Raw genomic sequence first — 21259 nt, forward strand, 5'->3', positions numbered from 1 at the left:
TCCGTCGGGCGGCCGCCGCCGTGCGCGGCCCGCACACCGCGCGCGGCCGGGCCGTCCCGCCGCCGCGCGGGCGCGGGACGGGACGGAGCACCGCCGCACCGCGCACCGGACGCGGCCGGGCGGTCAGCCGGCGCGGCCGGCCCGCTGCGGGGGCACCGCCGGCAGCACCGGCTGGAGCCGGAGCGTCCGCTCGACCAGGCGGAGGAACATTCCGGCGTCCCGCAGCAGGTCGTCGGCGTCGCGCGGCGCCGCCGCGCCGGCTATGCCCGCCTCGGCGCGGGCCCGGCGGGCGGCGCCGGCGGCGAACAGGGCGCTCCACTCGGCGAGTTCGGGCGCGACCTCGGGCAGGACCTCCCAGGCGCTGCGGATGCGCTTGCGGCCGCGGGCGGTGGGCTCGGGCCGGCCGCGCACGGCGAGCACCGCGGCCGCCGCGCGCAGGGCGGCGAGATGGGCGGTGGCGAACCGCTCGTTGGGGGATTCCAGGGCGCGCGCCTCGTCGAGGCCGTCCCGGGCCTTGGTGAGCAGGTCGAGGGCGGCGGGCGGGGCGGCCGCGCGCCGCAGGACGGGGTGGACATCGCTCGGGGGACCGTACGCCGCGGAGCTGCCCGCGGCGGGACGAGCTGCCATGACGAACCTCCTGTCGTCGCATGCCGGCCGGGGCCGGATGCCGATGCGGACCGTATGCGCCCATCGTGCGGCACACCACTGACAATCGCCTCTGACCTGCGGTTTCGTCAGGAACGGGAGAGGTGCGGAGGTTTCGGGGGGCCGCATGGGTCGCGCGCTCGCGGCCCGCCGCCCGAGGCCGGGTACGCGAACGCCCCCGGGCCGGGCCTGTGAGCGGGCGCACAGCGGCACCCGGCACAATCAACCCCCATGGACAGCTCCAACACTCGCCGCGACGCCACCCGGCGCAAGCTCTTCGAGGCCGCGGTCACCCTCATCGCCGAACAGGGCTTCTCCTCCACCACGGTGGACGAGATCGCGGAACGGGCGGGGGTCGCGAAGGGCACCGTCTACTACAACTTCGCGAGCAAGAACGTCCTCTTCGAGGAGCTGCTGCGGCACGGTATCGAGCTGCTGGCGACCTCCCTCCAGGCGGCCTCGGAGGAGGTCGCCGACCGGGGCGGCACCCGGGTCGACGCGCTGGACGCGATGATCCGGGCGGGCCTGGTCTTCATCGCCCGCTACCCGGCGCTCACCCAGCTCTACGTCGCCGAGCTGTGGCGCACCAACCGGGCCTGGCAGTCCACGCTGATGGTGGTGCGGGAGCGGGCCATCACGGTGGTGGAGGACGTGCTGCGGGAGGCGGTGGCCGGCGGGGAGCTGAGCGAGGAGATCGACATCCCGCTGACCGCGTCCGCGCTGTTCGGGATGGTGCTGGTGGCCGCGCTGGACTGGCGGTCGTACCAGCCGGACCGGTCGATCGACGACGTGCACGCGGCGCTGTCCCGGCTCCTCCAGGGGCGGGTGTCCGGGCGCCCCGCCTGAGGGACGGGGTGAACGGCCGGCGGCGTCAACGGGCAGCAGCACGACGGCGCCGCCCTGGCACGGATCGTTCCCCCGACCGATCCGACCAGGGCGGCGCCGCCCCCCGTGGTTCCCCCGTATTTCCCCCGTGGAGGGCTCCGGTTGTTCCCCCGTGGAGCCTCCGGTCCTTCCCCGTGCCGTCCGGGAGCCGCGCCGCTCCGCCGCCCCGTGCCGGCGGTGCGGCGCCGCTTCCCGTCCGTGGCCCCCACTCTTCCGTCCGGGCCGCCCCCGGCCCATCCGCGTACCTACTCATCTCGGCGTCTGAGTACGGATACTCACGGGCTGAGCACCCCTCACCCGTTACCGGGGCACGGCGCCCCCGGAGCGCCTACGATCGGCGCGTGTCCGTACTTCCCCTGGTCTTCACCAGCGGCTGGGCGAGCGGCGTCAACGCCTACGCCGTCGTCCTGCTGCTCGGCGTGCTCGGCGCGACCGGCGTCTCCGACGAGGTGCCGGCGGCCCTGGAGCGGCCCGATGTGCTGATCGCCGCCGCGGTGCTCTTCCTGGCCGAGGCGGTGGCCGACAAGATCCCGTACGTGGACTCGGTCTGGGACGCGGTGCACACCGTGGTCCGGCCGGTCGCCGGCGGTGTGGTGGCGGCGCTGCTGGCCGGGCACGACGGCTCGCTGCCGGAGCTGGCGGCCGGCGCCGTGGGCGGCTCCACCGCGCTGCTGAGCCACCTGGTCAAGGCCGGTACGCGGATCGCGGTCAACACCTCGCCCGAGCCCGCCAGCAACATCGTGCTGAGCCTGGCCGAGGACCTGGGCGTCGCCGGGCTGGTGGCGTTCGCGCTGTTCCACCCGTGGGTGGCGGCGGGCATCGCGGCGGCGCTGCTGGTCGCGGGCATCGCCGTGGTGGTCTTCCTGTGGTCGCGGATCCGCCGGTATCTGCGGCGGAGGCGGGAGCGGCGCGCGGAGAAGCGGGAGCGGAGGGGGCCCGCGACCGGGGACGGGCTGGCGCCGCAGGACGGCTGAGCCGGAACCGGCCGGTCCGGAAAGGGTCGGGGCGGCCGGCGGCGGGCGTTGTCAGTGCCGCCGGTTACAGTCGCAGGCATGGCAGGGATTGCGGTGATCGGCGCCGGGACGGGCGCCATGACGGCCGCCGCCCGGCTGGCCGTCGCGGGCCACCGGGTGGCGGTGTTCGAGCGCGGCTCGACGTACGGCGGCGCGGTGGGCAGGTATGAGCGGGACGGCTTCGCGTTCGACACCGGCCCCGGTCTGCTTCACCTCCCGGCGGTCTACCGCGATCTGTTCCTCAAGACCGGCCGCGAGCCGCTGGAGGCGTGCGTCGGGCTGGCCCAGGTCGATCCCGCGAGCCGCCACGTCTTCGCCGACGGCACCACCGCCACGCTGCCCAACGCCTCCCGGGCCGGGGTCATGGAGGCCCTGGACGGGGCGCTGGGCGCCGGGTGCGGTGAGCGCTGGAGCGAGGTCATGGTCCGCGCCCGCGAGGCGTGGGACGCCACCCGCCGCCCGCTGCTGGAGGAGCCGCTGTGGGCGGACTGGCGGGTGCTGGGCCGCGACCCGTATCCGGCGGTGCGCCGGCGCGGCCTGTTCGGGCGGGGCCGGGCCAAGGGGCCGACCACCGCCACGCTCGCCGGGATCGCGGCGCGCGAGCTGGCCGACCCCCGGCTGGTGGCCCTCCTGGAGAGCCACGCGCTGGCCCACGGCTTCGACCCGCGCACCGCCCCCGCGAGCGCCGCCGTGCTCCCGTACATGGAGCAGACCTTCGGCAGATGGTACGTCCGCGGCGGGATGCGGGCGCTGGCCGAGGCGCTGTACGAGCGCTGCCGGGCCCGGGGCGTGGAGTTCACCTTCGGCGCGGAGGTGGTGCGGATCACGGAGAAGGACGGCCGGGCGGCGGGCGTCGAGCTGGCCGGCGGGCGGGTGGTGGACGCGGAGTACGTGGTCGCCGGCCTCGACCCGGCGGGGCTGCCCGCGCTGTGCGGCGGCCGCGAGCCCTGGGGCGCGGACGACGTCCGCCCCGATGGCGGCGCGCCCCGCACGGCCCGGCTGACGGTCTGTCTGGCGCTGCGCGGCGCCCGCCCGGCGGACGCGCCGCACCGCACGGTGGTGCACGCCGCGGACCGCGAGGCGGAGCTGGCTGCCGTCTTCGGCGGCGGCGACGGGCGCGGCCACCGCGAGCCCTGCGCCCGGCCGACGGTGGCGGTGCTGCGCCCCGACGACCCGGCCACCCGGCCCGACGACGAGCACGAGGCGGTCACCCTGACGGCCACCGTCGCGCCGCACGGCCCGGTGGACTGGCGGGACGCCGAGACCCTGCGGGCGGCGGCGGACGGGCTGGTCCGCGCCGCCGGGGCCGCCATACCGGACCTGCCGGAGCGGGAGCTGTGGCGGGAGGTGCTGAGCCCCGCGGACAGCGGCCCGGTGCCTGGCCCGGCGCTGCCGGGCCAGGAAGGGCGCTTCCTGCGCCCGGCCAACCGCACCCGGATACCGGGGCTGTACGCGGTCGGCGGCTGGTCGCACCCGGGCGGCGGGCTGGCGCACGCCGGGATGTCCGGTGCGCTGGTCGCGGGCCTGATCGTGCACGGCGACGACTGGCACGGCTCGCAGTGAGCCCGGGGCCGGCGGCCGGGGCTCGTAGCGGCTAATAGCTCCTAGCGGCTAATAGGGGTAGCGCTGCCCGTCGTAGGGGCCCGGCTGGCCCTCGTGGCCCGGCTGCGGCGGGTAGGGCGGCTGCTGCGGCTGCTGGTCGGCGGCGGCGTGCCCGGTGTCGCGCTGCTGCGGCACCCATACGCCGTCCGGCGGGGTGGGGGTCCCCGGGTGGTAGCCCTGACCGTGGTTCCGGTCGCCGTAGCCTTGGCCCCCGTAGTGCTGGTCGCCGTAGCCCTGGTCCCCGTAACCCTCGCCGTAGTGCTGCTCGCCGAAGTGCTGCTCGCCGTACTGCTGGTCCTGCCGGCCGCCGGACCCGTCGTGCGGGCCCGGGGCGTACGGCGCCCCGCGCGTCCCGCCGAAGGGGTCCGGCTCCTCGTACGGGTCGTAGGCCGCGGCGTACTGCTGGGTGCCGATGTACGGGTCGGAGTAGGGGGCCTGGGCGCCCTGGTAGGAGCCGTCGTAGGCCGGGTACGGGTCGGCGCGGCCGTCGTGGGTGCCGTAGCCGTCGTGGCCGGCCTGTCCGCCGTAACTCCCGCCGTAGCCATAGCCGTTGGCGGGGTCCTGGCCGTATTCGGCGGGGTCGCCGTCGGTGGTGGCGTTGCCGAAGAGGTCGTAGCTGACGGGGGCGGCGGCCCGGTCGGCGCGGGCGTCGGGGCTGTAGACGCCGTAGGCGCCGGTCTCGTCCGGCAGCGGCTGCGGGGCGTAGACGGTGGGGGCGTCGGCGAAGGCGTATCCGAAGTCCGCGCCGGGGGCGGCCGGCCCGCCGGTCGCCGCCCCGGCCGGCGCCGCGGCCGGCTGCGCGGCATACGGATCGTGGCCGCTGACCTCGTGGCCACTGACGTCGTGACCGCCGGCCTCGTGACCAGCCGTCCCCTCCCCCGCCGGATCGTTCTCCCCGGCACCGGCACCAGCCCCGGCGGCCCCCTCCGCCGCCCGCTCCTCCGCCAGCCCGGAGACCTGGAGCGTCGGCCCCGCGCCGCGGGCCGGGCGGGCGCGGCGCCGGCGGTTCGGCTTGGGCCGGCCGCCCACCGTCCAGCCGGCCGCGAAGCCGCGGCGGACCGAGAGCGTCACATACGTCTGCCCGGTGGCGAAGGCGATCGCGCCGAGGGCGACCACGATCACCGACGGGATGATCACGCCGATGACCACACCGAGGAAGCCGGCCAGCGCCAGCGCGCGCCAGCGCAGCCGGGCCTTGTGCTGGAAGAGGACCTCCCCCAGCAGCCACAGAGCGACCAGGCCGAACGCGATGTAGAGGATCGTCCAGCCCATTTGCGCCCCTCTTCCGCCGGATCACGGATTCCGGCCACCGGTCAGGGCCGCTGGTGCAGCCCCAGGTTCTCGTAGATTTCCAGGGTCGCCGTGGAGTGGTTCAGGGTGATGAAGTGCAACCCGGGCACGTCCTCGGCCATCAAGCGCGCACACAGCTCGGTCGCGTACTCGATGCCAATGGAGCGTACCGCCGCGGGGTCGTCCTTGACCGCGAGGATGCGGGCCGCGAGCTCGGGCGGGAACGCGGCGTTGCTGAGCTGCGCGAACCGCTCGATCTGGCGCACGTTCGTGACCGGCATGATCTCCGGGATGATGGGCGTGGAGCAACCCGCGGCGGCGACCCGGTCCCGGAGCCGGAAGTAGTCCTCCGGGTAGAAGAACATCTGCGTGATCGCGAAGTCGGCGCCGGCCCGGCACTTGTCGACGAAGTGCCGGATGTCGGCGTCCCAGTCCGTCGAGCGCGGGTGCATCTCGGGGAAGGCGGCCACGCCGACGCAGAAGTCGCCGGACTCCTTGATCAGGCGGACGAGATCGGCGGCGTAGCCGACGCCGTCCGGGTGGCGGACCCACTCGCCCATGGGGTCGCCCGGCGGGTCGCCGCGCAGCGCGAGCATATTGCGGATCCCGGCGCCGGCGTACTGGCCGATGATGTTGCGCAGCTCGGCGGTGGAGTGGTTGACCGCGGTCAGGTGGGCGACCGGGGTGAGGGTGGTGTCGGTGGCGATGCGCTCGGTGGCGCGGACCGTGCCGTCGCGGGAGGTGCCGCCGGCGCCGTAGGTCACCGATACGAAGGTCGGGGAGACGGCCTCGATGCGGCGAATGGCGTTCCACAACGTCCGCTCGCCCTTCTCGGTCTTCGGCGCGGCGAACTCGAACGAATAGGACTGCTTGCCGGAAGCAAGCAGGTCGCGCACGGTGTGTGCGCGATCTGTCCTGGTGGAAGCTGTACCCAGTGCCATACGGGCAGGTTAACCACACCCCTGACGGACACCAACCGGCATCGGCGTAATGCCTGGTTGGTGCGGTTCCTGTCCACTACGTGGACATCTCGGGGCCAGGGAGCGGTCTCCCGGCGGCCACCCGCCGGGGCCGTCAGGAGCGGGCCCGGACCCGCTTGGCCAGCTCGGCTGCGGCCGCGCCCGGGTCGTCGGCCTCGGTGATCGCGCGGACCACCACGACCCGGCGGGCGCCCGCGTCCAGCACCTCGTCGAGATTCCCGGCGTCGATACCGCCGATCGCGAACCAGGGGCGCTCGGGGGCGCGGGCGGCCGTGTAGCGGACGAGGTCGAGACCGGGGGCTGGCCGGCCGGGCTTGGTGGGCGTCGGCCAGCAGGGGCCGGTGCAGAAGTAGTCCACGCCGGGCTCGGTGAGGGCGGCGTCCACCTCGGCCTCGGCGTGGGTGGAGCGGCCTATCAGGGGCGCCGGACCGAGCAGCGCGCGGGCGGCCGGGACCGGCAGGTCGCCCTGGCCGAGGTGGAGGACGTCGGCGCCGGCGGCGTGCGCGACATCGGCGCGGTCGTTGACGGCGAGGAGGGTGCCGTGCCGGCGGCAGGCGTCCGCGAAGACCTCCAGGTGGCGCAGCTCCTCGCCGGCCTCCATGCCCTTGTCGCGGAGCTGGACGATGTCCACGCCGGAGGAGAGCACCGCGTCGAGGAACTCCGGGAGGTCGCCCTGGCGGGTGCGGGCGTCCGTGCACAGATACAGGCGGGCGTCGGACAGGGCCTGGCGGGCGGTGGTCATCGGGCGGCTCCCCCTCGTCGGCGGCGTACGGAGCGGGCGGGGCCGGTCCGTACGCCGCGGATGCGGTTGTGGATGGTGCGGTTGCTGCCGGAGGTGCCCTTAGACGGCGAGCGCCTGGGCGCGGCGCTTGACCTCCGTGCCGCGATTCTCGCGCAGCGCGTCCGCCGGCGTGCCGGGCAGGGTGTCATCGGCGGTGAAGAGCCACTCCAGCATCTCCTCGTCGGTGAAGCCGTCGTCCCGCAGCAGGGTCAGCGTGCCGGCCAGGCCCTTGACGACCTTGCCGTCCTTGATGAATGCGGCGGGCACCTGGAGCACGCGGTTCTCGCCGCGGCGGACGGCGATGAGCTGGCCCTCCTTCACCAGCTGCCGCACGCGGGTCACCTCGACGTCGAGCTCTTCGGCGATGTCGGGGAGGGTGAGCCAGGCGGGGACGAGTCCATCGATCTTTGCGTCAATCTCGGTCACAGGACAAGCCTGCCACCTCCCACTGACAGCCGGTAGCCGGGCCTCGCCGTCGGGGTGCGCGCCGCGCCCGGCCGGCCGAGCGCCGCGCGCCGCCCGGCCCGGCGGCGGCCGCCCAACGGGCCGCCGGCCGGCCGCGTACCGGAGCCCCTACCGCACCGCCGCCTTGAGCGGAACGGTGGCGTCCGCGGCCCGTTCCCGGTCCAGCAGCGCCCCGCGCTCGATGAGGCGGCGCCCCTGGGCGAGGTCGCGCGGCCGGCCCACCGCGAGCAGCGCGACCAGCCGGCCGGCCCCCGCCACGGCGTCCGGGCCGTCCGCGCGCCGCAGCCACAGCACCGACCAGGCCGCGCCCGCCGGATCGCCGCGCCAGACCAGCTCGTCGGCGTCGCCGTGGTACCCGGCGTACTGGACGAACCGCCCGAACTGCTCGGACCAGAAGTACGGGACCGGGTCGTAGACCACGCCCTCCGCCTCGCCGCGGGCGATGTTCTCGGCCACCGCGCGCGGGCCCTGGAGGGCGTTGTCCCAGTGGTGGACCAGCAGCCGGGTGCCGTAGCGGGCCGAGGGGAAGGAGGCGCAGTCGCCGACCGCGTAGACACCGGGGACGGAGGTGTGCAGCCGCTCGTCGGCGAGGACCGAGCCGTCCACGGGCGAGAGGGCGACGCCGGAGCCGGCCAGCCAGGCGGTGGCGGGCCGGGCGCCGATGCCGACGACGACGGTGTCGGCGGGCAGGACCGTGCCGTCCGCCAGGGTCACCGCCCCCGGGGCGACCGAGGCGACCGCGACCCCGGTCCGCAGCTCCGCGCCGGCGTCCCCGTACCAGCCGGCCATGTAGCGGGCGACCTCCGGGGGCAGCGCCCCGGCGAGCGGTCGGTCGGCGGCCTCCACGACGGTCACCTCGCAGCCCGCCTCGCGGGCGGCGGTGGCGAACTCCGCGCCGATCCAGCCGGCCCCGACCACCACGATGCGCCGCCGGCCGGCGAGTTCCGGGCGCAGCCGCTCGGCGTCGTCGAGGGTGCGCAGCAGGTGGACGCCGGACAGGCCCTCGGTGCCGGGCAGCCGGACCGGCGCGGCCCCGGTGGCGAGCACCGCGTAGTCGTAGCGGACCGGCCCCTGGTCGGTCTCGACCAGCCGGTCGGCGGGGCGCAGCGCGGTGGCCCGGCAGCCGAGGCGCAGGTCGATGCCGAGGCCGGGGAAGTCGACGTCCAGGGTGGCGCCGTCGGCCTTGCCGAGCAGCACCGCCTTGGAGAGCGGGGGGCGGTCGTAGGGCTGGTGGGGCTCGTCGCCGAGGAGCGTGATCGCGCCGCGCCAGCCTTGTTCGCGCAGCGCCACGGCGGTCTGCACACCCGCCATCCCGGCGCCCGCGATCACCACGCGCGGGGTGCGGTCAGGGGCCTGGGGGGACTTGCTCTGCTCGCTCACCCGCTCACTGTAGGACGGCGGAGGACGCGGCCCGCAGCAGCGCGCAAGGAGATCTCTGACACAGCGTCAACGGCCCGGCCGGGCGGCCGGAACACCCGCGGGCACCGGGGGCGCGCGCCGGGGCGCTCCCTTACGGCGCGTGGCGCCCCGTATTAGGGTGGCGGCTGCACGCACTCGCGGGAGCCCGGACGGACCGGGCTGAGAGGGAGGCTGGCCGGCCTCCGACCGTACGAACCTGATCCGGGTCATGCCGGCGAAGGGAGGGGCTGGACGCCCATGCATCCATCCGCCACACCATCATCGTCCGCCGCGCCATCGGGGCGGCCGGGCACCGGGCACCCCGATGTCCTGGTCATCGGCGGCGGCGTCATCGGGCTGGTCACCGCCTGGCGGGCGGCCGGCCGGGGACTGCGCGCCGCGGTGGCCGATCCCGCGCCCGGCGGCGGCGCGGCGTCGGTCGCGGCCGGCATGCTGGCCGCGGTCACCGAGCTGCACTACGGCGAGGAGACCCTGCTGGACCTCAACCTCGCCTCCGCGCGCCGCTATCCGGACTTCACCGCGGAGCTGGAGGAGGCGAGCGGGCAGCGGATCGGCTACCGCCGCTGCGGCACCCTGGCCGTCGCGCTGGACGCCGACGACCGCGCGTATCTGCGGGAGCTGCACGCCCTCCAGGCCCGGTGCGGGCTGGACTCCCAGTGGCTGACCGGGCGGGAGTGCCGCCGCCTGGAGCCGATGCTGGCCCCCGGGGTGCGCGGCGGCCTCCGGGTGGACGGCGACCACCAGGTCGATCCGCGCCGGCTGGCGAGCGCGCTGCTGGCCGCCTGCGAGCGGGCCGGGGTGGTCTTCCACCGCACCTGGGCCGAGCGGCTGACGGTGGCCGGCGGGCGCGCCGCGGGGGCCGAACTCGGCGACGGGACCCGGGTGGCGGCCGGCCAGGTCGTCCTGGCGGGGGGCAGCCGCAGCGGCCGGCTGGCCGGCGTCCCGGAGGCGGTGCTGCCGCCGGTGCGGCCGGTCAAGGGCCAGGTGCTGCGGCTGCGGATGCCGGACGCGCTCCCCGGGGGGCAGGCGTTCCTGTCCCGCACCGTACGGGCCGTGGTCCGCGGCAATCCCGTCTACCTGGTGCCGCGGGAGAGCGGTGAACTGGTCCTCGGCGCCACCAGCGAGGAGCTGGGCTGGGACACCACGGTCACCGCCGGCGGGGTCTACGAGCTGCTGCGGGACGCCCACGAGCTGGTCCCGGGGATCACCGAGCTGCCGCTGACCGAGAGCCGCGCCGGACTGCGCCCCGGCTCCCCCGACAACGCGCCGCTGCTCGGCCCGACCGAGCTGCCCGGCCTCCACCTGGCCACCGGCCACTTCCGCAACGGCGTCCTGCTGACGCCGGTCACCGGTGACGTGCTGGCCGAGGTGCTGGCCACCGGGGACCTGCCGGAAGCGGCCCGCCCGTTCTCCCCCGCGCGCTTCTCCCCCGCCTGCGGGGGGACCGGGCGCGCCCGCACCCTGGAGGAGCAGCCCGTATGAGCGCCCCCGGTACCCCCGGCGCCTCCGCGCCGTCCCCCGCCCCGTCCCTCGCCCCCGGCGCCCCCGAGGGCGCCACGGTGTCCGTCTCGGTGAACGGGGAGGCCCGCCGGTTCCCGGCCGGGCTGACCCTCGACCACCTGGTCGCCACGCTGTCCCGGGCCTCCTCCGGGGTCGCCGCCGCGGTCAACGAGACCGTGGTGCCGCGCACCCAGTGGGCCGCCACCGCGCTCGGCGACGGCGACCGCGTCGAAGTGCTCACCGCCGTCCAGGGAGGCTGACCGCATGACCGGTACCGCAGCGGAACGGGGCACCGCCCCCGCGGCCCCCGCCCCGGACGACCCCGCCGCCGACCCCCTGGTCATCGCCGGCACCGCCTTCCGCTCCCGGCTCATCATGGGCACCGGCGGCGCCCCCAGCCTCGACGTCCTGGAACGGGCGCTGCTGGCCTCCGGGACGGAGCTGACGACGGTCGCCATGCGGCGGCTGGACCCGACCGTGCAGGGCTCGGTGCTGTCCGTCCTGCGCCGCAACGGCGTCCGGGTGCTGCCCAACACCGCGGGCTGCTTCACCGCGGGCGAGGCGGTGCTCACCGCCCGGCTCGCCCGGGAGGCGCTGGGCACGGACTGGGTGAAGCTGGAGGTGGTCGCCGACGAGCGGACCCTGCTGCCCGACCCGGTCGAGCTGCTGGACGCCGCCGAGACCCTGGTGGACGACGGGTTCACCGTCCTCCCGTACACCAATGACGATCCGGTGCTGGCCCGGAAGCTGGAGGACGCGGGGTGCGCGGCGATCATGCCGCTCGGCTCGCCGATCGGCTCCGGCCTGGGCATCCGCAATCCGCACAACTTCCAGCTGATCACCGAGCGCGCGGGCGTCCCGGTCATCCTGGACGCGGGCGCCGGCACCGCCTCGGACGCCGCGCTGGCCATGGAGCTGGGCTGCGCGGCGGTGATGCTGGCGTCGGCGGTGACCCGGGCCCAGGAGCCGGAGCTGATGGCCGCGGCGATGCGCCACGCGGTGGCCGCCGGCCGCCTGGCCCACCGGGCGGGCCGGATCCCCCGCCGCCACTTCGCCCTGGCCTCCTCCCCCGGGGAGGGCGTCGCGGACCTGGACCCGGAACGGCCGGCGTTCCACGGCTGAGGCCGGCGGCAGCGGTTCGGTCCGCGGTCGAAACCGACCGCTGACGCGCGGTCCGGAGGGCCGACCGGTGACCTGAGCGGCGCCCGGGTGCCCTCCCCCGGGCGCCGCTCGCCGAGTCACTCGCTCGGGCAGACCGCCCGGATCGCCTGGAGGGTCGAGATCTGGTGGCGCAGCCGCTCGCTGCCCGCGAGGGCCGCGATGACGTCGGGGTGCGGCGGGTACTTCACGTTCATCTGCTCCCTGTTCTTGCGCACCGCGGCCGCCGTCTCGGTGTCCAGGCCGTCCGCGTGCTGGGTGAATTTCGACTTGATGTCCGCCTCGGACGCCTCGGCGGCGGCGGACCGGAGCGCCGAGGTCAACGTCCGCGTATCGTCCGCCAGTTGGTCGTACGTGCGGGTCTTGTCGCTGCCGCTGTACGCCTCCAGGGCCGCGTAGGCCGGTTTGCAGCCCGCGGGCATGGCGTTCGCGTTCACCGCCACGACCACGGTGGTCGCCGCCACCACGACCGCACCGGCGGTCACGGCGGCACCCGTCTTGGTGGAGACGGTGGCGGCGAGCTTCCCCAGGAAGCCGAGGGTCTTGCCGCCCTCGACCGCGGCCGCCCCGAGAGCCGGGGCGAGCAGCACCGCGGCGACCGCGGCGGTGCCCGCCTTGTCGCCGTCGAGGAGGTCGCGGGTCAGCTTCTCGGCCCGGTCGTAGAACTCGACCTCCTTGGCCAGGCCGCTGCGCGCGGCCGCCATCCGGCCGAGCACGTACAGCTGGAGCGCCGGCTGCCCGCGTCCCTGGGTCAGCGCCCGGGGCCCGGCGGTCCGCGCGAAGCGGGCGGCGAGCGCCCACCGCTCCTCGTGGACCAGCGCCCGGGCGACGGCCAGGAAGAGGTACGGGTCCGGTTCGGGCCCGGACGGTCCGTCCTGCCGGGCGAACGCCGCGAGCAGGCCCTCCGCCGCGGTGGCCGCCGCGGCCGGCGCCCACTCCTGGCCGCGGACCGCCGCCGCGGCGTCCTCGGTGATCCCGTACGCCCCGCCGACGTGCCGGACCAGCCGCCGGTCGTGCAGCTCCGCGACGGCCGCGCCGTCCTGCGGGTATCCGGTGACCGGGGCGATCCAGGCGGCGGGCAGCGCGGTCCCGAACGTCGCCAGCGCGAGCAGGGCGCGCCGGGCGGGCTCGCTCAGGGCGACGGCCAGCGCTTCGGCCTGGCGCCGCGGGCTGAGCAGTGCCGGGTCGACCGGAGCCGGCTCGTCCGGCGGTTCGCCGTCCTCGCGGACCCGCCGCTCCCACTGGTCGATCCCCTTGATGAACTGGGCGTACTGGCAGATCCGCTGCGGTTCGCCGCCCGACTCCCGCCACACGTGGTCGAACTGGAGGTTCCGCAGCCCCGCCGGGCCGAGCGGGAGCCCGATCTCGGCGCTGAGCAGCTCGACGGCGGCGGTACGGGACAGCGGCCGGACGGGATGGGCCCCTTCGGTGTCCGGCAGCGTCGCGTACGGGGACGTGAACAGGAAGGTGCAGCCGGGGAAGGTCTCCAGGAGCCGCGTCAGATCGCTCTGCGGCAGGGCGCAGTCGATGACGGTGAGGTGCGCGCCGGCGAAGTCGGCGGCGGCCACGGCCGCGCGCAGCTGCGTCTCGTCGACGGCCCGCAGGAAGTGCGTCCCGAAGAGCGCCCCGGCGAGCCGCCCGTAGAGCGTCTGCAGCGACTCCTCCTCGTCCGCCCCGGTGCGGGGATACAGGACGTGGCCCCGGCGCCCCTGGACGGCCAGTTCGCGGTGGACGGCCGCGGCCACGGCCTTCTTGCCGACCCCCGGCTTCCCGTAGAGCTGCGCGCTGCCGCCGCCGCGGATCCGCGCGACCACGTCCGCCACCAGCGCGTCCCGGCCGAACAGCGTGGTCCGGCCCGCGGCCGGCAGCGGCGGCGGCTGCCGCGGGGTGAGGTCGCGGAGGCTGGTGATCTCGACCAGGGCGCGCCCGTCGTAGATGACGTTGAGGGAGTGGGCGCCGGTGGCGACGATGCCGGTGACGTCGCCGTGCACGACGACGGGTGCGCCGTCGCGGGCGGCCCGCGCGCGCTCGCCGGCGGGCGCGGCCTCGTCCGGCACCTCGCGGTCGCCCGTCACCGGCGGACGATGTTCGTCGCACCGTCTCCGACCGAGACGATTCCCGAGACGTCCCCGCCCACCGCCACGCTGCCGGCTCCGCCGTTCCGGTCCGGCCCGGCGGCGGGGAGCAGCGCGGCGATCTCCTGGACGAGCGCGGGATCGGCCGCGAGGGCCCGCCTGATCTGGAAGCGCAGGGCGGCCAGCGCGTCCGGATCGTCCGGTTCGGCGGCGAGGTCCGCCACCGCCCCGTCGAGCGCGGCCGGGTCGGCGGCGCGGCCCCGAAGGCGGGCGAGGATCCGCCGGCCGAGCCGCACGGTGGCGCCGGCCGCCTCGTCCTCCGCCTGCCGCAGCACCGCGGCGCCGTACGCGGCCACCGCCGCTCCCGCGGCCGGCACGATCTGACCGAGCATCACTTCGAGGTCCGACACGTATACCCCCGTTGGCGTGTCCAGAGTGAAGTTGGTGCCCACCAGTACAGCCCCTGGGCGCCGCCGTGCCAACCGGAACGACGGAATACGGCGAAGCGGCGCCCCGGCCGCCGCTCAGGCCGCGCCGGCCCCCACGCCCGCCCGCTCGGCCCCCGCCGCGAACTCCGGCGGCGCGGCCGTGATCACCTCGTCGAGGAGGGCGCGGGAGGCCAGCAGGGCCTCGATGGAGCCGGTGAGCCGGTCGCGTTCGCGGTGCAGCTCGCCGAGCAGCTGCGGGCAGGTCGGCACCAGCCGGCCGTCGTCGTCGCGCAGGCAGGGCAGCACCTGGGCGATGGTCGCGGTGTTCAGCCCGGAGGTCAGCAGGGTGCGGATGCGGCGCACCTGGGCGACGTCGGCGTCCTGGTAGACGCGGTAGCCGGCGGGGGTCCGCTCGGGGCTCAGCAGGCCCTGCTCCTCGTAGTAGCGCAGCAGCCGCTCGGTGGTGCCCGTCCGCCGGGCCAGTTCGCCGATCAGCAGGGTCATGCCCTCCCCCTTCCGTTGCCGTGGCGGCCGGGCGCCGCTCCGACAGGTGCGACCACGGCCGGGACGGGATTATTCCGTGCCCCGCCGGGGGCCGCCGCCCGCCGCGTGTCACGGTTCCGCTGCGGTCCCCCGGGCCGGCGGCCGGAGCGTACGGCGTGTCGGCGCGGCCTCGTAGACTCGTCTGCCGTGGATACGACGCTCCAGGACCCGCTCGTGGGCCGGCTGCTCGACGGCCGGTACCGCGTCGAGGGCCGCATCGCCGCCGGCGGCATGGCCACCGTCTACCGTGCCGTGGACACCCGGCTGGACCGCGTGCTGGCGCTGAAGGTCATGCACCCGAGCCTGGCCGTGGACGGGGCGTTCGTCGACCGCTTCATCCGGGAGGCCAAGTCCGTCGCCCGGCTCTCGCACCCGAACGTCGTCGGCGTCTTCGACCAGGGCACCGACGGCACGTACGTCTATCTGGCCATGGAGTACGTCGCCGGCTGCACCCTGCGGGACGTGCTGCGCGAGCGCGGCGCGCTCCGGCCGCGGGCCGCCCTGGACATCCTGGAGCCGATCCTGGCGGCCCTGGGCGCGGCCCACCGGGCCGGTCTGGTGCACCGCGACATGAAGCCGGAGAACGTCCTGATCGGCGACGACGGCCGGGTCAAGGTCGCCGACTTCGGCCTGGTCCGGGCGGTGGACACGCACACCACGTCGTCCACCGGCTCGGTCCTGGGCACGGTCTCGTACCTCGCCCCCGAGCAGATGGAGCACGGCACCGCGGACGCCCGGGTGGACGTCTACGCCTGCGGGGTGGTGCTCTACGAGATGCTCACCGGCGGCAAGCCGCACACCGGCGGCTCAGCCGCGCAGATCCTCTACAGCCATCTGCACGACGACATCACCCCGCCCTCCGAGCTGGTCCCGGGCCTGGCGCCGGAGCTGGACGCGCTGGTCGCGGCCGCCGCCGCCCGCGACCCGGAGGAGCGCCCGCAGGACGCGGTGGCGCTGCTGGCCAGCGCCCGGGCGGCCCGCGCGCGGCTGACCGACGAGCAGCTGGACCTGGACCCGCCGCAGGCCAGGCCGGTCTCCGCGGACGACGAGCGGACGGACGTGCTGCCGCGCCCCGCCGGGGTGCAGCTCGCCCTGCCGGGGGCCGAGGAGGGCGCCGGGCTGGACCGCACCAGCCGCCTGGAGGTGCCGCCGGCCGCCGCGGCGGACGCGGACGGCCGGACGACCCGGCTGCGCCCGCCCCCGGACGGCCCGGCCGCCCCTGCCGCCCCCAGCGGTCCCGGCAGCCGCGTCCGGCGCCGCCGGCTCGCCGCCGTCCTCGCGGCCGTCCTGCTCGTCCTGGGCCTCGGTACGGGCGTCTGGTACATCAACTCCGGCCAGTTCACCCGCGTCCCGGCGGTGCTGGACATGCCGCAGGCCAAGGCGGAGCAGACGCTGCGCGGTGAGGGCCTGCGGGTGAAGGTGACCCGCGGCTACAGCCCGAACGTCCGGCGCGGCCACGTCATGGCGACGGACCCGGCGACCGGCAAGCGGATCCGCGGCAACGGCACGGTCACCCTGATCGTCTCGCGCGGCCCGGAGACCGTCACGATCCCCGACCTGGCGGGCACCCCCGTCGCCGACGCCCGGCGCAAACTGCGCGATCTGGGGCTGGTGCCGGGCACCGAGACCCGGCGGTTCAGCGACGAGGTCGCCAAGGGCTCGGTGATCTCCACGGACCCGGCGGCGGGCAGCACCCGCCACCCGGACACCGCCGTCGCGCTCACCGTCAGCCGGGGCGCCCCGGTGGACGTACCGGACCTGACGGGCAAATCCCGGGACGACGCCGCGAACGCGCTGCGGGAGGCCGGGCTCCGCGTGGCCTTCGCCGACCAGCCGGTCTTCTCCCCGCAGGACAAGGACACCGTCGCCCGCCAGTCGCCCGGCGCGGGCGCCACCCTCGGCACGGGCGACACGGTCACCCTCACCCTCTCCAAGGGCCCGGAGATGGCCACCGTCCCGGACGTCGGCGGCAAGAGCACCGCGGACGCCACCCGGGCGCTGACCGCGGCCGGCTTCAAGGTGAAGGTGGACCGGCCGTTCCTGTTCCCGCAGGACAGCGTGGCGTCCCAGTCGGTGGACGCCGGCGAGCAGGCGCCCAAGGGCAGCACGATCACCATCCGGCTCAAGGGCGCGCTCTAGGCCCCTTGTAGCGCACACCACCCCGGGTGCCCCGCCGGCCGGCGCGGGGCACCTGGCACCCTTGACGGGTGAGCACTCCCCTGTCCCCCGAGGGCGCCGCCCGGCGCGCCCGCGCCCGCAATCCCGTCGGCAGCCATGTCCCGGTCGCCGGCGGCCTGGCCCGGACCGGCCTGGCGTACGCCGAGGAGATCGGCTGCGAGGCCGTCCAGGTCTTCGTGGCCAATCCGCGCGGCTGGGCGACCCCGCCCGGCAACCCCGAGCAGGACGCGGCATTCCGCGAGCGCTGCGCCAAGGACGGCATCCCGGCGTACGTCCACGCCCCCTACCTGATCAACTTCGGTTCGCACACCGAGGCCACGGTGGAGAAGTCGGTGGCGTCGCTGCGCCACTCGCTGCGCCGCGGCCGGGCGATCGGCGCGCTCGGTGTGGTGGTGCACACCGGCTCGGCGACCGGCGGCCGGGCGCGCGAGACGGCGCTGGCGCAGGTCCGCGAGCGGGTCCGGCCGCTGCTGGACGAGCTGACGCACGACGACGACCCGTGGCTGCTGCTGGAGCCGACCGCCGGCCAGGGCGCCTCGCTGTGCGCGCTGGCGGAGGACCTGGGCCCGTACTTCGAGGCGCTGGACCGGCATCCGCGGCTGGGCGTGTGCCTGGACACCTGCCACGCGTTCGCGGCCGGCCACGACCTGGCCGCGCCGGGCGGGGTGAAGGCGCTGCTGGACGAGCTGGTGGAGGTCACCGGCGAGGGCCGGCTCAAGCTCATCCACGCCAACGACTCCAAGGACGTGGTGGGCGCGCACAAGGACCGGCACGCCAATATCGGCGCCGGGCACATCGGCGCGGAGCCGTTCGCCGAGCTGTTCGCCCACCCCGCGACCAGCGGCGTTCCGCTGGTGATCGAGACGCCGGGCGGGACGGAGGGGCATGCCGCGGACGTGGCGCGGCTGAAGGAGCTGCGGACGCCCTGACGGCGGTACGGGCGGGGCGCCCCCGGTCTACAGCTCCGGGCCCTCGCCCGGCTCCTCCTGGTAGGAGTAGCGCTGCTCGCGCCAGGGGTCGCCGAGGTTGTGGTAGCCGCGCTCCTCCCAGAAGCCGCGGCGGTCGGCGGTCATGTACTCGATACCGCGGACCCACTTGGGGCCCTTCCAGGCGTAGAGGTGCGGCACGATCAGCCGGACCGGGAAGCCGTGCTCGGCGGTGAGGAGTTCGCCGGAGCGGTGGGTGGCGAAGAGGCAGTCCTCCGCCGCGAAGTCGGCGAGCCGGAGGTTGGAGCTGAAGCCGTACTCCGCCCAGACCATGACATGGGTGGCGTCCGGCGCGGGCGGCGCCAGGTCGAGGACGGTCCGGGTCAGCACCCCGCCCCATTCGGCGCCGAGCATGCTGAATTTGGTGACGCAGTGCATATCGGCGACGACGGTGGCGTACGGCAGGGCCGTGAACTCCTCGTGCGTCCAGCAGTGCTTGGCGCCGTCGGCGGTGGCGCCGAAGACCCGGAATTCCCAGCGCTCGGGGCGGAACTTCGGGACCGGCCCGTAGTGCGTCACCGGCCAGCCCCTCTGGAGCCGCTGGCCCGGAGGCAGTACCGGCTCCTCTTCGCGGCGTTGCGGCTGACCCATGCCCCCATGGTGTCAGACCCTCGCGGGTGCCGGTCACCAGGGTGGTACGGAATCGGGCAACTCGTACTAAGTGTGAACTTACTGGACGGTTCGTCGCGGCGGTGCGAGGATGCGCGGCACCTGCCCAGTAACTCGCGTGAAAGGGGCCCGCAGCCATGCAGGGCGACCCCGAGGTCATCGAATTCCTCAACGAGCAGCTGACCGCCGAGCTGACCGCGATCAACCAGTACTTCCTGCACGCGAAGATGCAGGAGAACTTCGGCTGGTACAAGCTCGCCAAATACACCCGCGCCGAGTCCTTCGACGAGATGAAGCACGCGGAGACGCTGACCGACCGGATCCTCTTCCTTGACGGGCTGCCGAACTACCAGCGGCTGTTCCACGTCCGGATCGGCCAGACCGTCACCGAGATGTTCCAGGCCGACCGCCAGATCGAGGTCGAGGCCATCGACCGGCTCAAGCGCGGGATCGAGGTCATGCGCGCCAAGGGCGACATCACCTCGGCCAATATCTTCGAGGACATCCTCGCCGACGAGGAGCACCACATCGACTACCTCGACACCCAGCTGGAGCTGGTGGAGAAACTCGGCGAACCGCTCTACCTCGCGCAGGTCATCGAGCAGCCGAGCTGAGGGCGGCGGCGGTGCGGCCCGCCCGGACGCCCCCGGAGGTCACGCGGCCGCCGGGAGGGCCGCGGGCGCCGGTGCGTCCGCCGCCGCGTCCGGCGGCACGGAGGCCCCGGCGGGCACCTCGCCGGCCGGCGCGGCCGGTGCGCCCAGGATGTCCCGCTCGCCCCGGTCGATCAGCTCGCGGCGGGGGCAGGCGCCCCGGCCCAGCAGCGCCTGGATGCGGCGGACGCACGAACCGCAGTCCGTACCGGCCTTGCAGGCGGAGGCGACCTGGCGGGGCGTGCAGGCGCCGCGGTCCGCGTGCGCGCGGACCTGCTCCTCGGTGATGCCGAAGCAGGAGCAGACGTACACGCGGGTTCACCTCCGTCAGGGCGCCTCGTGCGGTCCCCGGATCCGTTCCCGGTGATCGTCAGTGAGGTTACCCTTACCTTACCCGCGTCGGCGGGCGCGGAACAACGCACGGCAACGCAGTGGGGCGCGGATCACAAGGATCCGCGCCCCACTCACGTCAATCCGCCTTACTGGTCGCGGTACATCTCCGCCACCAGGAACGCCAGGTCCAGCGACTGGCTGCGGTTCAGCCGCGGGTCGCAGGCGGTCTCGTAGCGCTGGTGGAGATCGTCGACGAAGATCTCGTCGCCGCCGCCCACGCACTCGGTGACGTCGTCACCGGTCAGCTCGACGTGGATGCCGCCCGGGTGCGTGCCGAGGCCCTTGTGGACCTCGAAGAAGCCCTTGACCTCGTCCAGTACGTCGTCGAAGCGGCGGGTCTTGTGGCCCGAGGCCGCCTCGAAGGTGTTGCCGTGCATCGGGTCGCAGATCCACACCACCTGGGCGCCGGACGCCGTGACCTTCTCCACCAGCTCGGGGAGCTTGTCGCGGATCTTGTCCGCGCCCATGCGGGTGATGAAGGTGAGGCGGCCGGGCTCGCGGTCCGGGTCGAGCCGGTCGATGAGCGTGAGCGCGTCCTCCGGCGTCGTCGTCGGGCCGAGCTTCACGCCGATGGGGTTGCGGATGCGGGAGGCGAACTCGATGTGCGCGCCGTCCAGCTGGCGGGTGCGCTCACCGATCCACACCATGTGGCCCGAGACGTCGTAGAGGTTCCCGGTGCGGGAGTCCACGCGGGTCAGCGCCGACTCGTAGTCCAGGATCAGCGCCTCGTGCGAGGAGTAGAACTCCACGGTCCGGAACTCCTCCGGGTCCACCCCGCAGGCGTTCATGAAGTTCATCGCGCGGTCGATCTCGCGCGCCAGCGCCTCGTAGCGCTGGCCGGACGGCGAGGACTTCACGAAGTCCTGGTTCCAGGCGTGCACCTGGCGCAGGTCGGCGTAGCCGCCGGTGGTGAAGGCGCGGACGAGGTTGAGCGTCGCGGCGGAGGCGTGGTACATCCGCTTGAGCCGCTGCGGGTCCGGGATCCGGGCCTCGGGGGTGAACTCGAAGCCGTTGACGGAGTCGCCGCGGTACGTCGGCAGGGTCACCCCGTCGCGGGTCTCGGTCGGCTTCGAGCGCGGCTTGCTGTACTGGCCGGCGATCCGGCCGACCTTGACCACCGGGACCGACCCGGCGTACGTCAGCACGGCGCCCATCTGCAGCAGCGTCTTGAGCTTGTTGCGGATGTGCTCGGCGGAGACGGCGTCGAACGCCTCCGCGCAGTCGCCGCCCTGAAGCAGGAACGCCTCACCTCGGGCGACCGCGCCCAGGCGCTCGCGCAGCTGGTCGCACTCGCCGGCGAAGACGAGCGGCGGATAGGACTCAAGCTCCGCGATCACATCGCGCAGAGCCTCTTGGTCCGGCCAGTCAGGCTGCTGCGCCGCGGGCAGGTCTCGCCAGGTGTTGCCACCGGCGTGGGTTTCAGCGTTCACGGTCACATCCCCCACATTACGGGGTCCGGAAGGGGTGCCCGTCCGCCATCCGGACTGTGAGACGCGCCGTGGGACCGGAGATCGGGTAGGGTGCGCGCCATGCAGACGCGACCCGGCACACACCTGAACTGGTGGTGGACCGCCCATCCGGCGGCCCACTGATTCGCGTACGCATCCCGCACCACCGCGAAGGCCGCCCGAGGGGCGGCCTTCGGTGTGTCCGCGGCCG

Annotated in this window: 21 protein-coding genes and 1 riboswitch; of the genes, 9 read left to right on the plus strand and 12 right to left on the minus strand. The window is 75.3% G+C overall.

All coding sequences use genetic code 11. The features are described 5' to 3' along the window. Window positions 1-123: 123 nt before the first annotated feature. Window positions 124-627, minus strand: coding sequence for an SAV_6107 family HEPN domain-containing protein (locus tag ADL22_RS20435; protein WP_066981512.1), 504 nt, complete (start codon window positions 625-627; stop codon window positions 124-126). A gap of 249 nt (window positions 628-876) precedes the next feature. Here ADL22_RS20435 and ADL22_RS20440 point away from each other — a divergent pair, with 249 nt between their 5' ends. The 3 genes from ADL22_RS20440 to ADL22_RS20450 all read left to right on the plus strand — a co-directional run bounded on the left by ADL22_RS20440 (window position 877) and on the right by ADL22_RS20450 (window position 4106). After that, the gene (locus ADL22_RS20440) at window positions 877-1491 is read left to right on the plus strand and encodes a TetR/AcrR family transcriptional regulator (RefSeq protein ID WP_066981515.1); all 615 of its coding nucleotides are present in this window, start codon (window positions 877-879) and stop codon (window positions 1489-1491) included. Between the two features lie 380 nt (window positions 1492-1871). Next, on the plus strand, window positions 1872-2504 hold the full coding sequence (locus tag ADL22_RS20445; RefSeq protein ID WP_066981518.1) for a DUF4126 domain-containing protein: 633 nt from the start codon (window positions 1872-1874) through the stop codon (window positions 2502-2504). A gap of 78 nt (window positions 2505-2582) precedes the next feature. Next, on the plus strand, window positions 2583-4106 hold the full coding sequence (locus ADL22_RS20450) for a phytoene desaturase family protein (RefSeq protein ID WP_079064289.1): 1524 nt from the start codon (window positions 2583-2585) through the stop codon (window positions 4104-4106). Between the two features lie 48 nt (window positions 4107-4154). On the opposite strand, the gene ADL22_RS20455 is transcribed toward ADL22_RS20450, so the two are convergent. From ADL22_RS20455 to ADL22_RS20475, 5 genes are all read right to left on the minus strand, one after another. Beyond that, window positions 4155-5417, minus strand: a complete 1263-nt coding sequence (locus ADL22_RS20455) for a hypothetical protein (protein WP_066981523.1) — start codon at window positions 5415-5417, stop codon at window positions 4155-4157. Between the two features lie 41 nt (window positions 5418-5458). After that, window positions 5459-6376: a methylenetetrahydrofolate reductase [NAD(P)H] gene (metF, locus tag ADL22_RS20460; RefSeq protein ID WP_066981526.1), complete on the minus strand. Its 918-nt coding sequence runs from the start codon at window positions 6374-6376 to the stop codon at window positions 5459-5461. Window positions 6377-6509: 133 nt separating this feature from the next. Beyond that, a complete protein-coding gene (gene thiE / locus ADL22_RS20465) occupies window positions 6510-7157 on the minus strand; it encodes a thiamine phosphate synthase (RefSeq protein ID WP_066981528.1) in 648 nt (215 codons plus the stop codon). 99 nt (window positions 7158-7256) lie between these two features. Further along, window positions 7257-7622 (minus strand): Rv2175c family DNA-binding protein, encoded by a 366-nt coding sequence (locus ADL22_RS20470; protein WP_066981531.1) that lies wholly within the window; start codon window positions 7620-7622, stop codon window positions 7257-7259. A gap of 147 nt (window positions 7623-7769) precedes the next feature. Continuing rightward, window positions 7770-9041 (minus strand): NAD(P)/FAD-dependent oxidoreductase, encoded by a 1272-nt coding sequence (locus tag ADL22_RS20475; protein WP_066981534.1) that lies wholly within the window; start codon window positions 9039-9041, stop codon window positions 7770-7772. Window positions 9042-9207: 166 nt separating this feature from the next. Next, a riboswitch (TPP riboswitch) is annotated at window positions 9208-9320 on the plus strand. On the opposite strand from ADL22_RS20475, the gene thiO reads away from it, so the two are divergent. The 3 genes from thiO (at window position 9318) to ADL22_RS20490 (ending at window position 11702) form a co-directional block, all read left to right on the plus strand. Continuing rightward, window positions 9318-10562 carry a glycine oxidase ThiO gene (gene thiO / locus ADL22_RS20480; protein ID WP_079064290.1) on the plus strand — a complete coding sequence of 415 codons (1245 nt, stop codon included), beginning with the start codon at window positions 9318-9320 and terminating at the stop codon, window positions 10560-10562. (Overlaps the previous riboswitch by 3 nt.) A gap of 77 nt (window positions 10563-10639) precedes the next feature. Next, window positions 10640-10840: a sulfur carrier protein ThiS gene (thiS, locus tag ADL22_RS20485; protein WP_066981717.1), complete on the plus strand. Its 201-nt coding sequence runs from the start codon at window positions 10640-10642 to the stop codon at window positions 10838-10840. 4 nt (window positions 10841-10844) lie between these two features. Next, window positions 10845-11702: a thiazole synthase gene (locus ADL22_RS20490; RefSeq protein WP_066981537.1), complete on the plus strand. Its 858-nt coding sequence runs from the start codon at window positions 10845-10847 to the stop codon at window positions 11700-11702. Between the two features lie 116 nt (window positions 11703-11818). On the opposite strand, the gene ADL22_RS20495 is transcribed toward ADL22_RS20490, so the two are convergent. From ADL22_RS20495 to ADL22_RS20505, 3 genes are all read right to left on the minus strand, one after another. Beyond that, entirely contained in the window at window positions 11819-13813 is a 1995-nt protein-coding gene (locus ADL22_RS20495; RefSeq protein WP_066981540.1) for an ATP-binding protein, read from the minus strand. Further along, complete coding sequence (locus ADL22_RS20500; RefSeq protein ID WP_234430781.1) at window positions 13810-14223, minus strand: tRNA-dependent cyclodipeptide synthase; 414 nt, start codon at window positions 14221-14223, stop codon at window positions 13810-13812. The genes ADL22_RS20495 and ADL22_RS20500 overlap by 4 nt, the downstream gene beginning before the upstream one ends. A 114-nt stretch (window positions 14224-14337) precedes the next feature. After that, window positions 14338-14745 carry a MerR family transcriptional regulator gene (locus ADL22_RS20505; protein ID WP_420711582.1) on the minus strand — a complete coding sequence of 136 codons (408 nt, stop codon included), beginning with the start codon at window positions 14743-14745 and terminating at the stop codon, window positions 14338-14340. 186 nt (window positions 14746-14931) lie between these two features. Here ADL22_RS20505 and pknB point away from each other — a divergent pair, with 186 nt between their 5' ends. Together pknB and ADL22_RS20515 are read left to right on the plus strand one after the other, a co-directional pair. Then, window positions 14932-16923: a Stk1 family PASTA domain-containing Ser/Thr kinase gene (gene pknB, locus ADL22_RS20510; RefSeq protein ID WP_079064291.1), complete on the plus strand. Its 1992-nt coding sequence runs from the start codon at window positions 14932-14934 to the stop codon at window positions 16921-16923. Window positions 16924-16991: 68 nt separating this feature from the next. Next, on the plus strand, window positions 16992-17891 hold the full coding sequence (locus ADL22_RS20515) for a deoxyribonuclease IV (RefSeq protein ID WP_066981543.1): 900 nt from the start codon (window positions 16992-16994) through the stop codon (window positions 17889-17891). Between the two features lie 27 nt (window positions 17892-17918). On the opposite strand, the gene ADL22_RS20520 is transcribed toward ADL22_RS20515, so the two are convergent. Further along, entirely contained in the window at window positions 17919-18539 is a 621-nt protein-coding gene (locus ADL22_RS20520) for a sulfite oxidase-like oxidoreductase (RefSeq protein ID WP_066981546.1), read from the minus strand. Between the two features lie 155 nt (window positions 18540-18694). Here ADL22_RS20520 and bfr point away from each other — a divergent pair, with 155 nt between their 5' ends. Beyond that, window positions 18695-19171 (plus strand): bacterioferritin, encoded by a 477-nt coding sequence (gene bfr, locus ADL22_RS20525; protein WP_066981549.1) that lies wholly within the window; start codon window positions 18695-18697, stop codon window positions 19169-19171. A gap of 39 nt (window positions 19172-19210) precedes the next feature. Here the strand turns inward: bfr and ADL22_RS20530 are convergent, their stop codons facing one another. Both ADL22_RS20530 and ADL22_RS20535 read right to left on the minus strand, forming a co-directional pair. Continuing rightward, entirely contained in the window at window positions 19211-19519 is a 309-nt protein-coding gene (locus ADL22_RS20530) for a (2Fe-2S)-binding protein (protein ID WP_066981551.1), read from the minus strand. Between the two features lie 167 nt (window positions 19520-19686). Beyond that, window positions 19687-21036, minus strand: a complete 1350-nt coding sequence (locus ADL22_RS20535; RefSeq protein ID WP_066981554.1) for a class II 3-deoxy-7-phosphoheptulonate synthase — start codon at window positions 21034-21036, stop codon at window positions 19687-19689. Window positions 21037-21259: the final 223 nt, after the last annotated feature.

Source organism: Streptomyces sp. NRRL F-4489, assembly GCF_001509485.1.
Taxonomy (GTDB): Bacteria; Actinomycetota; Actinomycetes; order Streptomycetales; family Streptomycetaceae; genus Streptomyces.

Coding starts and splice junctions, on each gene's coding strand:
- ADL22_RS20505 (WP_420711582.1), bottom strand. CDS start 14,745: ATGACCCTGCTGATCGGCGAACTGGCCCGGCGGACGGGCACCACCGAG.
- ADL22_RS20435 (WP_066981512.1), bottom strand. CDS start 627: ATGGCAGCTCGTCCCGCCGCGGGCAGCTCCGCGGCGTACGGTCCCCCG.
- thiE (WP_066981528.1), bottom strand. CDS start 7,157: ATGACCACCGCCCGCCAGGCCCTGTCCGACGCCCGCCTGTATCTGTGC.
- metF (WP_066981526.1), bottom strand. CDS start 6,376: ATGGCACTGGGTACAGCTTCCACCAGGACAGATCGCGCACACACCGTG.
- ADL22_RS20450 (WP_079064289.1), top strand. CDS start 2,583: ATGGCAGGGATTGCGGTGATCGGCGCCGGGACGGGCGCCATGACGGCC.
- bfr (WP_066981549.1), top strand. CDS start 18,695: ATGCAGGGCGACCCCGAGGTCATCGAATTCCTCAACGAGCAGCTGACC.
- ADL22_RS20440 (WP_066981515.1), top strand. CDS start 877: ATGGACAGCTCCAACACTCGCCGCGACGCCACCCGGCGCAAGCTCTTC.
- thiO (WP_079064290.1), top strand. CDS start 9,318: ATGCATCCATCCGCCACACCATCATCGTCCGCCGCGCCATCGGGGCGG.
- ADL22_RS20490 (WP_066981537.1), top strand. CDS start 10,845: ATGACCGGTACCGCAGCGGAACGGGGCACCGCCCCCGCGGCCCCCGCC.
- ADL22_RS20520 (WP_066981546.1), bottom strand. CDS start 18,539: ATGGGTCAGCCGCAACGCCGCGAAGAGGAGCCGGTACTGCCTCCGGGC.
- ADL22_RS20455 (WP_066981523.1), bottom strand. CDS start 5,417: ATGGGCTGGACGATCCTCTACATCGCGTTCGGCCTGGTCGCTCTGTGG.